Source organism: Dactylosporangium maewongense (assembly GCF_039531485.1).
Classification (GTDB): Bacteria; Actinomycetota; Actinomycetes; order Mycobacteriales; family Micromonosporaceae; genus Dactylosporangium; species Dactylosporangium maewongense.
In genome coordinates this window covers 297,228-312,661 of the sequence record NZ_BAAAQD010000007.1, presented here as the reverse complement: position 1 = coordinate 312,661, position 15,434 = coordinate 297,228, and the positions used below count along the sequence as shown (strand labels likewise).

At 70.6% G+C, this 15,434-nt stretch carries 15 protein-coding genes; all 15 read right to left on the bottom strand.

The window, feature by feature from the left end:
- Entirely contained in the window at positions 1 to 693 is a 693-nt protein-coding gene (locus ABD332_RS20185; protein ID WP_344503531.1) for an ABC transporter ATP-binding protein, read from the bottom strand.
- Positions 680 to 1,438, bottom strand: coding sequence for an ABC transporter ATP-binding protein (locus ABD332_RS20180; RefSeq protein ID WP_344503530.1), 759 nt, complete (start codon positions 1,436 to 1,438; stop codon positions 680 to 682). Before ABD332_RS20180 ends, ABD332_RS20185 begins: the two co-directional genes overlap by 14 nt.
- Before the next feature lie 203 nt (positions 1,439 to 1,641).
- Entirely contained in the window at positions 1,642 to 2,733 is a 1,092-nt protein-coding gene (locus ABD332_RS20175; RefSeq protein WP_425552255.1) for a branched-chain amino acid ABC transporter permease, read from the bottom strand.
- Positions 2,733 to 3,620 (bottom strand): branched-chain amino acid ABC transporter permease, encoded by an 888-nt coding sequence (locus tag ABD332_RS20170; protein ID WP_344503528.1) that lies wholly within the window; start codon positions 3,618 to 3,620, stop codon positions 2,733 to 2,735. The genes ABD332_RS20175 and ABD332_RS20170 overlap by 1 nt, the downstream gene beginning before the upstream one ends.
- The gene (locus ABD332_RS20165) at positions 3,617 to 4,339 is read right to left on the bottom strand and encodes an ABC transporter ATP-binding protein (RefSeq protein WP_344503527.1); all 723 of its coding nucleotides are present in this window, start codon (positions 4,337 to 4,339) and stop codon (positions 3,617 to 3,619) included. Before ABD332_RS20165 ends, ABD332_RS20170 begins: the two co-directional genes overlap by 4 nt.
- A gap of 148 nt (positions 4,340 to 4,487) precedes the next feature.
- Entirely contained in the window at positions 4,488 to 5,231 is a 744-nt protein-coding gene (locus tag ABD332_RS20160) for an ABC transporter ATP-binding protein (RefSeq protein ID WP_344503651.1), read from the bottom strand.
- Between the two features lie 60 nt (positions 5,232 to 5,291).
- A complete protein-coding gene (locus ABD332_RS20155; RefSeq protein ID WP_425552254.1) occupies positions 5,292 to 6,500 on the bottom strand; it encodes a substrate-binding domain-containing protein in 1,209 nt (402 codons plus the stop codon).
- A gap of 133 nt (positions 6,501 to 6,633) precedes the next feature.
- Entirely contained in the window at positions 6,634 to 7,506 is an 873-nt protein-coding gene (locus tag ABD332_RS20150; protein ID WP_344503525.1) for an alpha/beta hydrolase family protein, read from the bottom strand.
- A gap of 53 nt (positions 7,507 to 7,559) precedes the next feature.
- On the bottom strand, positions 7,560 to 8,768 hold the full coding sequence (locus tag ABD332_RS20145) for a glycoside hydrolase family 5 protein (RefSeq protein ID WP_344503524.1): 1,209 nt from the start codon (positions 8,766 to 8,768) through the stop codon (positions 7,560 to 7,562).
- A gap of 112 nt (positions 8,769 to 8,880) precedes the next feature.
- A complete protein-coding gene (locus ABD332_RS20140) occupies positions 8,881 to 9,540 on the bottom strand; it encodes a response regulator (protein ID WP_344503523.1) in 660 nt (219 codons plus the stop codon).
- Complete coding sequence (locus tag ABD332_RS20135; protein ID WP_344503522.1) at positions 9,540 to 10,589, bottom strand: sensor histidine kinase; 1,050 nt, start codon at positions 10,587 to 10,589, stop codon at positions 9,540 to 9,542. The genes ABD332_RS20140 and ABD332_RS20135 overlap by 1 nt, the downstream gene beginning before the upstream one ends.
- A 5-nt stretch (positions 10,590 to 10,594) precedes the next feature.
- Complete coding sequence (locus tag ABD332_RS20130; RefSeq protein ID WP_344503521.1) at positions 10,595 to 12,082, bottom strand: hypothetical protein; 1,488 nt, start codon at positions 12,080 to 12,082, stop codon at positions 10,595 to 10,597.
- 16 nt (positions 12,083 to 12,098) lie between these two features.
- Positions 12,099 to 13,703, bottom strand: a complete 1,605-nt coding sequence (locus tag ABD332_RS20125) for an ArnT family glycosyltransferase (protein ID WP_344503520.1) — start codon at positions 13,701 to 13,703, stop codon at positions 12,099 to 12,101.
- Positions 13,693 to 14,865: a glycosyltransferase gene (locus tag ABD332_RS20120; protein WP_344503519.1), complete on the bottom strand. Its 1,173-nt coding sequence runs from the start codon at positions 14,863 to 14,865 to the stop codon at positions 13,693 to 13,695. Before ABD332_RS20120 ends, ABD332_RS20125 begins: the two co-directional genes overlap by 11 nt.
- Positions 14,759 to 15,370, bottom strand: a complete 612-nt coding sequence (locus tag ABD332_RS20115; RefSeq protein ID WP_344503518.1) for a GtrA family protein — start codon at positions 15,368 to 15,370, stop codon at positions 14,759 to 14,761. The genes ABD332_RS20120 and ABD332_RS20115 overlap by 107 nt, the downstream gene beginning before the upstream one ends.
- Positions 15,371 to 15,434 lie beyond the last annotated feature (64 nt).

Here is a 15,434-nt window from a genome sequence, read left to right as displayed (position 1 = left end):
CTAGATCCCGAGGTGTGCGAGGAGTTCGGCCTCGCGGGACTGGATGTCGGTGTTGTCGAAAGCGCCGACGATCCGCCCCTCGGCGAGGAGGTAGTGGCGGTCGGCGACCGTGGTGGCGAAGTGCAGGTTCTGCTCGACGAGCAGGACGGTGACGCCGTGCTCCTTGGCCCGGCGCAGGATCTCGCCGACCTGCTGGACCAGCAGCGGGGAGAGCCCCTCGGTGGGTTCGTCGCAGAGCAGGACGGTGGCGCCCATCCGCAGCACGCGGGCGAGGGCCAGCATCTGCTGCTCGCCGCCGGAGAGCTTGGTGGCCGGGCTGGAGCGCCGGGTGTACAGCGCCGGGAACGCCTCGTGGACCTGCTCCAGGCTCCACGGGGACGGCCCGACGACGGGTGGGAGGGTGAGGTGCTCGGCGACGGTCAGCGTGGCGTAGGCGCCGCGGTCGTCGGGCACCCAGCCGAGGCCGCGGCGGGCCCGCTGGTGGACCTTGCGGGCGGTGACGTCCTCGTCGGCGAGCCGGACGGTGCCGGACTGCGAGGTGTGCAGCCCCATGACGCAGCGCAGCAGCGTGGTCTTGCCGGCGCCGTTGCGCCCGCAGAGGGTGACGACCTCGCCCCGCTGCACGAACAGGTCGACGTCGCGCAGGACCTGCGCCTCGCCGTACCACGCCGAGAGACCGTCAATGTGCAACATCGGAGCTCCCCAGATAGGCCTCGATCACCCGCGGATCGGTGCGGACCTGCTCATAGGGGCCCTCGACGAGGACCCGGCCGGCCTGCAGGACCGTGACGGTGTCGGCGAGCCGGCCGACGACGCGCATGTTGTGCTCGACCAGCACCACCGTCCGGCCGTCCCGGACGGCCGCGATGAGCTCGACGGTGCGGTCGACGTCCTCCAGGCCCATCCCGGCGGTCGGCTCGTCCAGCAGCAGCACCTTCGGGTCCAGCGCGAGCGCGATCGCCAGCTCGAGGGCCCGTTTGCGCCCGTACGCCAGGCTGCCGGCCAGGGTCTCCCCCGCGTCGCCGAGGCCGACCAGGTCGAGCAGCTCGCCGGCGCGGGCCGAGAAGCGGTCCAGGAGCCGGTGGCTGCGCCAGAACGACCAGCCGAGCCCCGTCGCGCTCTGCAGGGCCAGCTCGACGTGGGTCCGCACGGTCTGCTGCGGGAAGAGGCTGGTGATCTGGAAGGAGCGGGCGACGCCGAGGCGGGCGACCCGCTCCGGCGGGAGCCCGGTGATGTCGTGACCGCCGAGCTCGATCCGCCCGGCGGTCGGTGCGAGAAACCCGGTGAGCAGGTTGAACAGCGTCGTCTTGCCGGCGCCGTTGGGTCCGACGAGCGCGTGCACGCTGCCGGCGGCGACGGTGAGGTCGACCGCGTCGACGGCCCGGAAGCCGCGGAAGTCACGGGTGAGACCGCGCGCTGTCAGGGCGGGACCGTCCATCGGGGGACACACCTCCTCGTGGCGGTGGGCGGGTGGCGGTCACATGTGGCCCGCCGTTGCGGCGAACGCTATGACCGGCGCCACACCCAGGCCATGGAGGCGATCCATACATTTGCCCGTGTGAGCGTGTGCCCTTGCCCCACACAAAAAAGACACCGGTCGATTCGATGGTGATCGAATCGACCGGTGCCCGTGGGGACCGCTCATCGGCGGTCCGGTATCCACCTCGCGAGGGGTCCGAGGCGGGTCCGCAGGCCGGCGAGGCCGCCGGGGAAGAAGTACACGGCGAGGATGAAGACCGTGCCGAGCACGAACAGCGGCTGCGACAGCGGCCCGCTCAGCACGCCCGGCAGGTTGTCGACGGCGTCGGAGCGGCCGAACGCGACGAGCCGGTAGTCGAGGTACGTGAAGAGCATCCCGCCGATCAGCGGCCCCCACCGGGTGCCGGGGCCGCCGAGCACGACCATGACGAGCAGCGTCAGCGTCTGGTCGGACGCCGCCACGTGCGGGGTGGCGCCGCCGATCAGCAGCGCGTACATGGCACCGGCGAGGCCGGCGAGCCCACCCGCGACGGTGAACGCGAACAGCTTGTACCGGTACGGGTCGAGGCCGAGCACGCCGACGCGGCGCTCGTCGTCGCGGATCGCGGCGAGCACCCGACCGGCGGGCGCGTCGGCGATGGCGTGCACGACCAGGACGGTGACGACGGCGACGCCCACCGCGAGCCAGTACAGGTTCACGGTGTTGGTGACGCCGACGAGCGCGTCGGGCACGCCCGACGTGTCCATCGGCAGCCCCTCCTCGCCGCCGGTCTGCCCGCCCGGGTCGCGCCCGATGGTGATCGCGCCGACCTGCGCGAAGGCGAGGGTGACCATGGCGAAGGCGATGCCGTTGGTGCGCAGCGCGATCGCCCCGAGCGCCGCGGCGATCGCGGCGGTGCCGACGACGGCGAGGAGCACGGCCTGCCACAACGGGAAGCCCGCCTTGGTGATGAGGACGTCGGTGCCGTAGACGCCGGCGGCGAAGTAGAGCGCGTGACCGAAGGACAGCAGCCCGGTGCGCCCGAAGAGCAGGTCGTAGCCGGTCGCGAGGGCACCGAACACCAGGCACAGCGCGAGCAGCTGCAGGGTGCCGGGCTTGTTGATCGCCGTGTCGAACACGCCCGGGATGGAGATCGACCAGTACGGCAGCGCGATGAGCACGACCAGGAAGACGAGCGGCCCGAACCGGGCGGGGTGCCACTTCCGGCGCGGCTTCGGCACGGTGCCGCCGGGGGTCACCGCGGTGTCCGTCATCATGAGGTGGCGACCTTTCCGGTGATGCCCTGCGGGCGGACGAGCAGCACGATCGCCAGGAGCGCGACGACGCAGATGTCGCCGAGCCCCGGTGAGGTGTAGTTGACGAACTGCTGCAGCAGCCCGACGGCGACGGCGGCATAGGCGGCCCCGACCACCGAGCCCATCCCGCCGATGACGACGACGATGAAGCCGAAGATGAGCAGCGAGCTGCCGCCGGTCGGGGAGATCGAGCCGGCGTAGACCCCGCCGAGCGCCCCGGCGAGCGCGGCGGCGGCGCCCCCGATCGCGAAGACGAGCGTGAACGCGCGGCGCACGTCGATGCCGAGCGCGGTGACCATGGACCGGTCCTCGACACCGGCGCGGATGACCAGGCCGATGCGGGTGTACTTGAGGAACGCGAGCAGGCCGGCGAGGACCACCACGGCCGCGCCGATGAGCAGGAAGCGGTCGTTGGGGACGCGGGCGCCGGCGATCTCGGTCAGCTCCTGCGTCCACTGCGGCCGCGGGTAGGTCCGCGGGTCCGCGCCCCAGGACGCCTGCAGCAGCGCCACGCCGGCCAGCGACAGCCCGACGGTGACGAGGACCTGCTCGATGGTGCGCGAGTACAGCGGCCGGATCAGCACCAGCTCGACGAGCGCGGCGACGACCGTGCCGCAGACGACGCCGAACACGACGGCGAGGACGAAGCCCCACCCGGAGGCCCCGGCGCCGGGGAGGTTGCCGGAGGCCCACCAGGTGCCGTAGGCGCCGACGGACAGGAACAGCCCGTGCGCGAAGTTGAGCACGTCGGCGAGCCCGAAGACCAGCGCGAGACCGGACGCGACGAGGAAGTACAGGGCGGCGAGACCCAGCCCGGTCAAGGTCAACAGCACAAACGTGCTCATGCGTGCTCCCCCTTGCCGACGCCGAGCAGCGCCTTGGTCTTCTCGGTGTAGTCGAGCAGGTCGCCGGCCCCGCCGGTGTACGCGACGCGGCCGTTGGCGATGACGACGGCGTGGCGGGCCATCCGGCGCACCACCGCCAGGTTCTGCTCGACGAGCAGCATCGGCACGACGGCGGCGACGGCCTCCAGCGCGGCGGCGACCTCGGTGACGACCTTCGGGGCGAGGCCCTTCGTCGGCTCGTCGATGAGCAGCAGCCGGTTGGGGTTGAGCAGGACCCGGCCGATCGCCAGCATCTGCTGCTGGCCGCCGGACAGGGTGCCGGCCCGCTGCCGGGCCCGCTTGCGCAGCTCCGGGAAGAGGCCGTGGACGGTCTCGTAGTCGGGGGCCGTGCCGGCGCGCTCGGCGAGCCGCAGGTTCTCCGCGACGGTGAGCCCGGCGAAGACGCCGCGGTCCTCGGGCACGTAGCCGAGGCCCTGCCGGACCAGCCGGAACGTGGGCTGCCGCAGGATGCTGCCGCCGGCGAAGCCGACCCGGCCGGTGATCTCCGCGGCGCGCGGCATGAGCCCGAGCACGGCCTTGAGCGTGGTGGTCTTGCCGACGCCGTTGCGGCCGAGCAGCGCGGTGACGCCCTGCGGCTGCACGGAGAACGTGACGCCCTGCAGGATGTGCGACCCGCCCACCTTCACGGACAGGTCTGAGATGTCCAGGATCGCGGTCACAGCGTCACCTCCGCTGCACTCCGGCGCCCAACGGCTTCCCCGGACATGTCCGCTGCGCGAACATATCCGAAATTTCGGTTATGTCGGGGAGCGCCGCGAGCCGACATAACCGGGCTCGAGCGCCGGCCCGTGGTTGACAGAGGATGTCTCACAGCTTCTCCCCCAGGTACGCCTCCTGGACGGTGCGGTCGGCCATGACGACCTCCGGCGTGTCGCAGATGAGCAGGGCGCCGTGGTGCATGACCGCCACCCGGTCCGCCAGGTCGAGCACGACGTCCATGTGGTGCTCCACCATGAGGACGCTGCGCCGCTCGTCGCGGGTCAGCGTCTTGATCAGCGCGACCAGCCCGGGCACGTCCTCGGCGCTGACGCCGGCCATCGGCTCGTCCAGCAGCAGCACCTTCGGCTCGCCGGCGAGCAGCAGCGCGATCTCCAGCTTCCGCTTCTCGCCGTGGGCGAGGGTGCCGGCCATGGTGCGGGCGCGGTGGTCGAGCCCGACCCGCCACAGCACCCGGGCGGCCCGCTCGGCGATGTCCTTGTCGGACCCCGGCAGCGGGAAGGGCCGGATCGACCCGCCGCGGCGGGCCTGGACGGCGAGCCGCACGTTCTGCTCGACGGTGAGCGAACCGAACACCGACGAGGACTGGAAGGTGCGGCCGAGCCCCCGGCGGGCCCGGCGGTGCGGCGCGAGCCGCGTGACGTCCTGCCCGGCGAGCGTGACCGAGCCGTCCGTCGGCTTGCGCAGTCCGGAGATCAGGTTGAACAGCGACGTCTTGCCGGCGCCGTTGGGGCCGATGACGGCGAGGAACTCGCCCTCGGCCAGGTCGATCGACACATGGTCGACGATCGCGACCTCGCCGATCTTCCAGGTCAGCCGCCTGGTGGACAGCAGGCCGGTGGCCGGGGCGTCAACCACCCCGGCCGCCGGTGCGTTGCTTCGGGGGAACAAACCTCAGCCCTTCATCTGCACGACCGGCGGGGCCGCGTCGGCCGGGTCGATCGCCTTGACGAGCTCCGGCTTCAGGTCGGCGCCGGAGCCGGAGAACTTGCCCTGGAACATCGGCTGCAGCAGGGCGTGGTCCTCCTTGCGGACCGTCAGCTTGCCCTTGACGCCGTCGAAGCTCCAGCCCTCGAGCGCGGTGACCATCTTGTCGGCGTCGTCGCCGCCCTCGCCGGCCGCCCGCACGACCATCTGCGCGGCGGTGAAGCCGTCCGGGTGGAACAGGTCGACCTTGCCGCCCTCGACACCCTTGCGCAGCGCGGTGGTGGCCTCGTTGTCGCTGGCGCCGTCGAAGTAGTGCGCGAGCAGCGACAGCTTGCTGCCGGCCGCGCCGAACGTGGCCCACGAGGCGCGCTGGTCGATGCCGGTGACGACCATGGTCGAGCCGAGCACGCCCTGCTGGTCGAGGGCCTGCCACATGGCGGGGGCGGTGGTGCCGGCCCACGCCACGAAGATCATGTCGGCCTTGGCGCCCTTCGCCTGGGCGGCGAAGCCGGTGAACTCGGTCGCGCTGGCCGGGACGAACAGGTTGTCGACGGTCGCGCCGGCGCCGCCGATGACGGCCTTGACCGCGTCGGCGTTGGACTTGCCGAAGGTGCCCTCCTGCGCGAACACGAGGACCTTCTTGCCCGTGGGCGACGGCAGGTAGGACTTCGCCGCGAGGACGTCCTGGTAGGACTGGCGGCCGGAGCGGAAGGTGTACTTGTTGACGCCGGTGACCGCGTCGGACGCGGCCGGCCCGGAGATGAAGAGCACCTTGTTCTGCGCGGCGAGCGGCGCGACCTGGCCGGCGACGGCCGAGCCGGTGCTGCCGGCGATGATCTTGTACCCCTGGCCGATGAGGTCCTTGGCGGCGGAGACGGCCTTCGCCGGGTCACCCGCGTCGTCGACCTCCTTGACCTCGACCGGGCGGTTGCCGACCTTGCCTGTGCCCTTGGTCGCGAAGGCGAGGCCCGCCTTCCAGCCCTCGATGTACTGCTTGCCGTAGCCGGCGAGGGCGCCGGTCTGCGAGTAGACGAGGCCGACCTTGATGGGGGTGCCGTCCTTCGCCGGCTCCTGCGCCGCTTCCTGGGGGCTGCTGCACGCCGCCGTGAACGTCGCCGCGATGCCCAACCCGAGCGCCGCGAACAGTACCCGCCGCGGCGCAGTCGTCTGCCGAATCACGCTTCCTCCGTGTGAACGCCTTGTTAAGGCCAGCGCCTGCTGGCGGTGTTCGCACACGCTAGGAGTGGCGCAGGGCACCGAGCTATGTGGGCGCACCACACAAGTCGGGCGGGTTGCCCGGTTCGATGCCCTACGAGACGGCCACGAGGTCGAGGAACGCCCCCAACATCGGCAGAAACACCGGCGAGTGGTCACGCTCGGTGACGAAGAGCATGTGGTCGGCGCCGGGGAGGACGGCGACACAGTTGCGCCCGCGGTGCAGCCCGGACAGGCGCTCGGCGAGGACCGAGACGCTGCGCTCGACGGGCACGAGCTCGTCGGCGGCGCCGAACAGGGCGAGGATCGGGCAGCGCAGGTGCGGGACGACCGCGGCGGGGTCGAAGCTCAGCGCCCGGGCGAAGAACGCCAAGGTCTCCACGGTGTCGTACGGCGCGGCCGCAACCACGTCGTGCCACTCGCGGCCGGCGAGCCGGCGCTGCGCGTCGAGGACCTGGGCGGGCGGGTCGCCCACGGCGAGCCTGGCGGCGCGTTCGTCGACCCAGCGCATCGCCTCGTCGACGACGGCGGGCGGGTGCCCGGCGCGGCGCAGCGCCCGCTCGATGCGGACGCGTTCCTGCTCGGCGATGCCGACCGCCGGCCCGGACACGGTGATCACGAAGTCGACGGCCTCCGGCCGTCCGGTGGCGGCGAGGAGGGAGATCCAGCCGCCCTGGCTGTAGCCGATGAGGCCGACCCGCTCCACACCGGTCTCGGCGCGCAGGGCGGCGACGGCGGCGAGGGCCTCGGCGGCCCGGTCGGCGAAGCTCTGCGCCCACCAGCCGGCCGGCTTGTCGTGCCGCAGCGTGGCCACCCCGCGCCCGGCCAGCCAGCCGGGAATGCCGACCCAGTCGTGCCGCGTGGCGGGTCCGGAGCCGTCGATCAGCACCAGACCGGCCCTGGGCGCGTCCGGCGGCACAGTGAGGATCGCTTGCAGGTCGCCGACCGTAAGGTCCCGTTCAGGCATGAGGCCCTCCCCACGCTGAACATAACAGCGCGGGGAGGGCCATCGACGACTGCCTAGGGCTTCTTGGCCGTCGGCGTCGACTGGTACGACTTGAGCAGGTCCATCTTCGCCTGGTCGATCGTCTTCCAGTCGTCCTTCAGGACCCCGCCGGTGTCGCCGGAGTTGGGGTTCCAGGACCAGTACGTGTAGCTGAACCCGTTCTCCTTCATGTAGGAGATGAGGTGCCGCTGCCAGATGCCCTCGAGGTCCTTGTTGCCCTGGGCGTCCTTCTCCGCGACGGAGCGGCCGCCGAACTCGCCCATCAGGACCGGGGCCACGTTGTTCTTGACGAGGTGGCCGAACTGCTTGTCCCACAGCGCCGGCATGTTGGCCGGGAACGCCGGGTCGGTGAACCAGCGCTGCGACCACACCTTGGGGCTGTAGTCGTGCGCGGAGTACACCAGCTTCGACTGGTCCTTGAGCCGGACCGGGTCCTTGGCCGCGCCCTGGAGGTTGCCGCCCCACCAGTACCCGTCGCCGTCGTAGGACTCGATGCCCTCCACGACGATCAGCCAGTCGGGGTTCTCGGCCAGGATGGCGTTGCCGGCCCGCTCCGCGGCGGCCCGCCAGTCGGTCTTGTCGCCGCCGGTGCCCCAGGTGGCCTCGCCGTGCGGCTCGTTGTGCAGGTCGGCGCCGACGACGAGCGGGTTGTCACGGTAATGCTTCGCGAGCATCTTCCAGTCGGAGATCCACCGCTCCTCGCTGACCTTGTCGGTGTACCAGAGGTTGCTCTGGCCCTGCGAGGTCGGCCGGTGCCGGTCGAGGATGACCATCATCCCGCGCTTGGTGATGCCCTCGACCACCTTGTCCATGATCTGCGGGCCGGTGAGCCCCTGCAGGTCCGGGTTGAGCTTGTAGTCGACGCCGTTGGGCTTCGAGGCGGCGTCGAAGAGCTCGTTGCTGAAGGGCAGGCGCACCGAGTTGAAGCCCTGCGCGGCCATCTGGTCGAGCATGTCGTCCAGGGAGCGGGACCACAGCCCGTGCGGGGCGAACGTGTTGGTCTCCAGGCCGAACCAGTTGACCCCGGTGAAGGTGACCGTCCGCCCGCCGGCGTCGACGATGCGGTTGCCGTTGGTGTGCAGCGGCAGTTGGAGCTGCCGGCCGGCCGCCGTGGCCGGACCGTGCTTCTCCTCGGAGTTGCGCATGACAAGACCACCGGTGGTGACAGCGGCGGCGGCGAGCACCAGGGTGGCGCTGAGCCACACAAGACGGGAACGCTTCAAGACCTGTCCTCACGTACGACGACGTCGGGCAGGTCAAAACATTACGGATTCGGAAATTTCAGGTCAGCGTACGAATGTCCGAAATGCTCCTGGCGCAACTGTAGGAGCGTCCTCATGGCGCAACTGTAGGAGCGTCCCAGTCCGCCGCTCGTACGACGGCCTCCAGCTTCGACCGGGCACCCATCTTCGACAGCAGATGCCGCACGTGGCTGCGGACGGTGGTGTAGCTGATGCTCAATTCCCTGGCGATGTCACGGTTGTCCATGCCGGAGGTCATCAGCGTGAGGATCTGCCGCTCCCGCGGGGTCAGGCTGTCCAGCCGCCGGGCGTGCTCCGCGGAGCGGTGCGAGCGCTCCCGCCGCCGCGCGAGCAGCTTCGCCAGCTGGCGGGCCGGCACGAGGATCTCCCCGTCGATCGCCCGGCGCACCGCGTCCGCGACGTCGGCCCCGCCCGCGCTCTTCACCAGGTAGCCGGCGGCGCCGGCCTCCAGGGCCGCGAGGATCACCTCGTCGCTGGTGTCGGCGCTGAGGAACACGATCGCGACGTCGGGCTGGTGCAGCCGCAGCGCGGCGACCGCCTCGGGGCCGGTGCCGTCGGGCAGCCAGTAGTCGCACAGCACCACGTCGACCCGCTCGACGTCGGCGAGGTGCTCGACCTCCCCGACGCCGCCGGCGATGGCGACGACCCGCAGCTCGTCGTGCTCGTTGAGCAGCGCGGCGAGGCCTTCGGCGACCACCTGGTGGTCCTCGACGATCAGCACTCGGTAGCGCATCAGGCGGCTCCTTTGGATTGCAGGTCGGCGCCGCGCGGCACCCAGAACGTGACGGTCGTGCCACTGCCGGCGCTGCCCCTGGGCACGCTGCCGATCCGGAACCAACCGCCGGCCAACGCCGCCCGCTCCCGCATCAGCACCAGGCCGAGGTGCCCCGCCTCGGACTCGAACTCCTCGGCGCCGACCCCGTCGTCGACGACCCGGATCAGGTAGCCGCCGTCCTGCTCGTCGAGGATCACCGTGCACTCGTCGGCGTCGGCGTGCTTGTAGACGTTGGCCACGGCCTCCTGCAGCATCCTGAAGAGCAGGAGCCGGGTGGGCAGCGCCGGCTCGTCCCGCAGCCGGTTGTCCAGGTGCACGGCCAGCGAGTGGTCCTCGGCGAGCCCGTCCAGCAGGTCCCTCGTCGCCGCGGCGAGCCCCTCGCTGGTCAGCTTCGGCGGCCGGAAGTCGAAGATCAGCCGCCGCAGCCGGTCGGCGGCGAGCACCAGGCTCTCTTCCAGCTTACTGAGCAGCTCCAGGTTGCGGGGGTCGCGCAGGCGGCGGCGCAGGTGCTGCAGCCGCAGCATCGCCGCGGTGATCACCTGCAGGCTGTCGTCGTGCACCCCGGCGGCGATGCGGGCCCGCTCCCGCTCCTGGTTGAGGATGACGTCGCCGAGCGCCTGCTCCTGTGCGGCGCCCTCCTGCTGCAGCCGGGTCACGCGGTGCTCGAGGCTGGACCGGGACAGGCCGCCGGCGCCCTGGTCGTCGACGGCGAGCACGACGAGCCCGCTCGGGTCGCCCGGCAGGGTGCCCAGTCGCACGTCGACCGGCACCTCGGCGCCGCCCGGCAGGCGGATCGCCGAGCCGGTGTAGACGGGCTCGTCGCCCGTCTCCGCGCCGAGTGCGCCGCGCGGGTCGCCGACGAACAGCTCCCCGACCCGGCGCCCGACCAGGTCGACGGTGGCCCGGTGGAAGAGCGCCTCCGCGGCGCTGCTGGCGAGCCGGACCACCCCGGCGGCGTCGAGCACGACCAACGCCTCCGGGGCGGCCCGGAATGCCTGCCAGTACACCGGGGCTACTTCTCCAAGTCCTTCGGCAGCACGTACGGCTTCGGCGTCGGGATGTCGACCGGCCCGCCGGAGGCGTCGACCTTGAAGTTGACGGTCGCGGTCGAGCCGCTGAGCTGCCCCCTCAGCTCGAAGATGACACTGTTCTCGGTGTTGCCGGGGATCGTGTACTGCCCGACGGCGCGGGCGGTGCCGGCCTTGTTCACCCGGAACGCGGACACGAGCTCACCCTTCGCGCCCTTGGAGGTCTTCGCGTAGACGTGCACGGCCTCGTTCGGCGCGAACTGCGTGGCGTAGAAGTTGACGACCGTGCCGGGCAGGCCGCCGTAGGCGTTCGTCCGGGCCTGCGGCATGTAGGGCAGGATCGTGAACCCCGTGGACGCCGCCGCCCGGCTCTGCTCGCCGATGAAGACCAGCGACTGGGCGCCCTTGAGCTGGTACGGCATGGTGAGCCCGGCGCCCTTGAAGGCTCCGGCGCCGTCTGTCGGCACCGCCATGACCGGCTGCCCGCCGGCGGAGTTCAGCCGCACCAGGACCCGCTCGCCCGGCGCGAACCCGGCGCCGGAGAAGGTGATCGACTGGGTCGCCTTCACCGCGTAGGGCGCGAGCTTGATCGACGGGTACAGCCGCAGCACCTGGAACGGCGCGCTCGCCGCCGCCCCACTCGTCTTGCCCACGACCACCAGACTGGTCGTCCCTACCGCCGTGACCCCGACTTTGATCGGCGTCTTACCCACCGAGCCATCCTCGTCGGCCTTGAGGGTGAGGGTGGGGTCACCATTGATCCGCCCCCAGTAGACCAGCAGCTGCTCGCCCGGGGAGAAGCCCTTCACCGTCAGGTTGACGACGTCGCCGGGCTTGCCGACTATGGCGGACAGCGTCGCCTGCCCGGCGCCCTGGGCGACGGCCGCCTCGGCCTTGGCGACCTTGTCGCTGCCGCGCGCCTGTGCGGTCACCTCCAGCACGGGCGTGGTCATCTTGGTGGGGAACGAGAAGTTCACCGTGAAGATGCCGTACTTGCCGGCCTTCGCGGTGCCGACCTGGACGGGTTTGGCGTTCTTGGCGGCGCCCTTGGACGGCTGCGCCCCGGACGAGGACGGCCCGAGGAACACGTCGACCATGGACCCCTGGTCGAAGCCGGACCCGCTGGCCGTGACCGAGCCGCCGAGCCGCACCAGGCCAGGGTTCAGCGTGACCATCGGATCGCCGCCACCGTGCACCATGACCCCGTTGAGGTCGACGGTCGGCGCCTTCGGTGCCTTGGTCACCGGCGCCGTCGGCGTGTCGCCGCCGCCGCCGCCGAACGACGGCATCTTCGGTGTTTCGATACCCAGCGCCGGCAGCACCGAACGACCGACGCTGATCAGCAGGAACGCGGCGACCGCGGCGATCAGCAGCCGGCGGCCGGAGATCTTCGGCCGGGACACCCGCCGGCGGCGTTTCGCCGCTGCCGAACGGCGTTTCGCCGGTGCCAGCCGGCGCTTCAGGGTTTGCATCGTCACTCCCGCTCGCTCACGAGGTTGCACCGATCTTGATGATCTGTAGTGAGACGTCGCCGCGGGTCGCCTGCCAGACGGGTGTCCCGTGTTGGTCGATCGCCTCGAGGATCCAGGTCTCGCCGCCGCGCTCGAGTGCGTCGCGCATCTTGTTCGACATCACGACGTAGTCGACGTTCTGCCAGCTGGAGGCGAAGACCTTGTCCCGCACGTCCGGGTCGGACGTGGCCTTGTAGTGCGGGTAGGCGTACTTGTACGGCGGGTCGTTGTCGTGCAGCGCGACCCAGATGTCGTCGTCGATGATGAGCTTCGCGTTCGGTGACACGTTCGTCTTGATCCACGCGACCTGCTGCTCCTGCAGGCGGGTCAGCGGCAGCCGGTAGGCGTCGCTGAACTCCAGCTGACCCCTGGTGTTGTACTTGACGAGGAACCCGCCCGGCATGACGAGCACCGGCACCAGCAGGCAGGCGACGAGCACCGCCGCACCGGCCGGCTTCGTGCGCCGGGTGAGCCAGCCGAAGAACATCCCGAGGTTGAGCGCGAACAGCGGGACCATCGGCGCGATGTAGAAGTCGAGCAGGGCGCTGCGGGTCAGGTAGAAGCCGTAGCCGACGGCCATCAGCGCGCACGCCAGCATCGGCCCTCGCAGCCGTTTGTTGTTGCGGCCGGCGAAGAGGGCGAGCAGCGTCGCCGCGGTGCCGGCGATGAGCAGGTGGCGGTCCTTGAACAGCCAGCTGTCCTGGAGCAGGCTGGTGAACGACAGGCCGTTGCTGCTGTTGGAGTTGCGGTGCAGCTGCCACCACACGGTGTAGAGCAGCGACACGTGGTCGCCGGGGGTGGCGGCGGCGAGGTTGAAGTTGAACCCCTCCGGGAACAGCTCGTTCTTGATCTGCGCGTAGAGCAGGTAGCCGACGACCGGGGCGAGCGCGGCGAACCACCAGAACGACAGGCCGAAGCGCCGGTTCGACTGCTCCTTCACCGTGCGGTGCAGCAGGTACGCGCAGCCCGGCAGGATGAACAGCGCGTTCTCCTTCGTGACGAGCGCCAGGCCGAAGCACGTCCCGGCGGCCATCACGGTGACGATCCGCCCGTCCTTGCGGGCCAGCAGGAACAGGCCCAGCAGGATCCAGAACATCATCAGGTTGTCCAGCAGCACCTGGCGCTGGTAGTACACGCCGAGCGGCGACACGTTGAACACGAACGCCGCGAGGAACCCGCCGGCCTTGCTGCCGGTGTAGCGCCGGATCGTTTCGTACAGCAGGAACACCGACACCAGGTGCACGATCAGCATCAGGACGCGCCCGGTGTTGATCGCGTTGCCGAAGGCGCTGAAGCCGCCGGGCAGGATCGCGACCCAGCCCGCGATCGTGAGCCAGCCCATCGGCGCGTGGTCGTAGAAGTACGTGTAGGGCGACAGCTTGCCCATGTGGAGCACGGACCACGCCTGCTCCATGTAGATGCCCTCGTCGGTGAGGTACAGCGGGTAGCGGAACATGTTCCAGCCGTGCGTCACCAGCCCGATCACCAGGCTCAGGATGATGAGCGGCCAGCCGCGGGTCTGCGGCTTCTTCGGTGTCGGCGCGGCCGGGCTCGCCGGCCGCTGCAGGGTGTCAGCCGACATTGGTCAGCTCCGCCGTCTCCGCCGCGGTGCGGTGCGCACCGACGTGGGCCGTCTTCTCCCAGTTGCGTTCGCCCTTGACCTGCCGCCACAGGGCGCGGGCCGCCGCGTAGGACAGCACCATCTGGTACGGGAACCAGGTGATCGCCATCTTCACGACCGTGCCGGGGGTGGCCTTCAGCCCGTGCGCGCCGGTGAACTCGTACAGGCCGACGACGCTCATCACGAAGTGCGCGCCGAGCAGGAGCACCGGCAGCCACGACATCATGGCCACCGGCACCGGCACGCTCAGCACGAACGCGCTGAGCAGCGCCACCGGCAGGTACACCCCGAGCATCGCCTGCACGTGCGGGAACGCCAGGGTGTACCAGGCGAGGAACCGCTGCCGGCGGGTCGGCATGAGCTTCCAGGTGCCCTTGCCGAGGGTCTGCATGAAGCCTTGACACCACCGGGTCCGCTGCTTGATGAAGCTCTGCAGCGTCGGTGGCGTCTCCTCCTTCGTGACGTAACGGTCGTCGTAGACGACCCGGACCTTCTCCCCCATGCTGGAGAGGCGCAGGCCGATGTCGGCGTCCTCGGTCAGGTTCGACTCGTCCCAGCCGCCGAGGCGCTCGATCAGGTCCCGCTTGAAGAACACGGTGTTGCCGCCGAGCGGGATCGCGCCGTTCTTCGCGTGGTAGTGCAGCCGGCTGCGGAACCAGAAGAAGTACTCCAGCACGTTAAACGTCGAATACCAGTTGGAGTCGAAGTTCATCAGCTGCACGCCGGCCTGCACGCAGCCGACGTCCTCGCCCAACATGATGGTGTTGACGATGTCGAACAGCTGCGGCTGGACCTCATCCTCGGCGTCGAAGATCGCCACGACGTCGTTGGTGGCATACCGCAGCGCGGTGTTGAGCCCGTGCGGCTTGTTGATCGGACCGTCGTCGAACACGACCACCTCGACGTTGGTGCGGCCCATCGCGCGCAGCCGGTTCACCTGCGCCTGTGCCTGCTCGATCGTGCCGACGTCGTCGGCGGAGCAGACCACGAGGATCTGCACCAGGTGCGGCGGGTAGTCAGCGGACGCGGCGCGGGCGATGGTGTGCTGGATGACCTCCTCCTCGTGGCGTGCCGGGAGGATGGCGGTGAAGGAGAGTGCCGGCGTAGCACGTTGATCTGGCACCCGCGCCCGGTCGCCCGCCTCGGGCTGGTCCCACGTGTAGATCATGAGGTACAACGCGTGCGCCGCCTGCACTGTCAGCACCAGCGAGATCAGGGTGAGGATGGTCAACACCAGCTGTTCCATCGGTGCGTTCACTCCAAATCCACTTCGAGCTGACGGCGAAGTTGACTGCGAACCCGGCCACGATGCCGATGAGGTTCGCGGGCAGGTAGTGCATCCCGAGCGCGACCAGCAGCTGGACCGCGACGACGTTGACCGGCAGTGCAGCGAGGCCGGCCAGGCTGAAGTAGGCGAACCGCTGCAGCGACAACCGGCGGCGGCGGAACGTCCAGAGCTCGTGCAGCACGTAGTTGGTGACCAGCGCGAGCTCGACCGAGGCGACGGTGGCGGGCAGCAGCGCCAGTCCGAGCACCCCGTGCAGCACGAGCAACGCGCCGTTGTTGACCACCACACCGCCGGCTCCCACCAGCGAAAACCGGCCCAGCCGGCGCAAGTTGGGCGTCACGGTGCAACGATGCCCGCCCCGGGCGCGCCTTACATCGGGCCACGGTCGGTGGGCGGCGGCGACC

Bases quoted from the DNA above. Each gene is read 5' to 3' on its own strand.
- ABD332_RS20185 (WP_344503531.1), bottom strand. From the start codon at position 693: ATGTTGCACATTGACGGTCTCTCGGCGTGGTACGGCGAGGCGCAGGTC.
- ABD332_RS20130 (WP_344503521.1), bottom strand. From the start codon at position 12,082: ATGCAAACCCTGAAGCGCCGGCTGGCACCGGCGAAACGCCGTTCGGCA.
- ABD332_RS20175 (WP_425552255.1), bottom strand. From the start codon at position 2,733: ATGACGGACACCGCGGTGACCCCCGGCGGCACCGTGCCGAAGCCGCGC.
- ABD332_RS20180 (WP_344503530.1), bottom strand. From the start codon at position 1,438: ATGGACGGTCCCGCCCTGACAGCGCGCGGTCTCACCCGTGACTTCCGC.
- ABD332_RS20140 (WP_344503523.1), bottom strand. From the start codon at position 9,540: ATGCGCTACCGAGTGCTGATCGTCGAGGACCACCAGGTGGTCGCCGAA.
- ABD332_RS20125 (WP_344503520.1), bottom strand. From the start codon at position 13,703: ATGTCGGCTGACACCCTGCAGCGGCCGGCGAGCCCGGCCGCGCCGACA.
- ABD332_RS20150 (WP_344503525.1), bottom strand. From the start codon at position 7,506: ATGCCTGAACGGGACCTTACGGTCGGCGACCTGCAAGCGATCCTCACT.
- ABD332_RS20170 (WP_344503528.1), bottom strand. From the start codon at position 3,620: ATGAGCACGTTTGTGCTGTTGACCTTGACCGGGCTGGGTCTCGCCGCC.